The 450-nt window shown below is 47.3% G+C and carries 4 tRNA genes; all 4 read left to right on the forward strand.

Going from position 1 to position 450, the window contains the following annotated elements:
* Position 1: 1 nt before the first annotated feature.
* The 4 genes from C2M34_RS07825 to C2M34_RS07840 all read left to right on the forward strand — a co-directional run bounded on the left by C2M34_RS07825 (position 2) and on the right by C2M34_RS07840 (position 447).
* Positions 2-86: transfer RNA gene (locus C2M34_RS07825), tRNA-Leu, on the forward strand.
* Between the two features lie 37 nt (positions 87-123).
* Positions 124-198, forward strand: a tRNA-Gln gene (locus tag C2M34_RS07830).
* A 1-nt stretch (position 199) separates the two neighbouring features.
* A tRNA-Met gene (locus tag C2M34_RS07835) sits at positions 200-276 on the forward strand.
* A gap of 86 nt (positions 277-362) precedes the next feature.
* Positions 363-447, forward strand: a tRNA-Leu gene (locus tag C2M34_RS07840).
* Positions 448-450: the final 3 nt, after the last annotated feature.

The raw sequence follows: 450 nt of genomic DNA on the forward strand, positions 1-450 counted from the left end.
TGCGGGAGTGGCGGAATTGGTAGACGCGCTGGATTTAGGTTCCAGTATCTTCGGATGTGTGAGTTCAAGTCTCACCTTCCGCACCATGTTCTTGATAAGAACTAAAACTATCGACCCTTTAGTTGGAGTATCGCCAAGCGGTAAGGCAGCGGGTTTTGATCCCGCCATTCCCAGGTTCAAATCCTGGTACTCCAGCCATGGCTACGTAGCTCAGTTGGTTAGAGCACATCACTCATAATGATGGGGTCCCCTGTTCAAATCAGGGCGTAGCCACCATTTTCTTGCTACCAATAAGAAAATGGTATAAAACACAAAATGTGGAAGATGCAGGATTTTGATTCCTTCTCTGTACACATAAAAATGCGGGAGTGGCGGAATTGGTAGACGCGCTGGATTTAGGTTCCAGTATCTTCGGATGTGTGAGTTCAAGTCTCACCTTCCGCACCATGT

The sequence above is a fragment of the Pseudoalteromonas sp. T1lg88 genome, from assembly GCF_002964765.1.
In the GTDB taxonomy this organism is placed as follows: Bacteria; Pseudomonadota; Gammaproteobacteria; order Enterobacterales; family Alteromonadaceae; genus Pseudoalteromonas.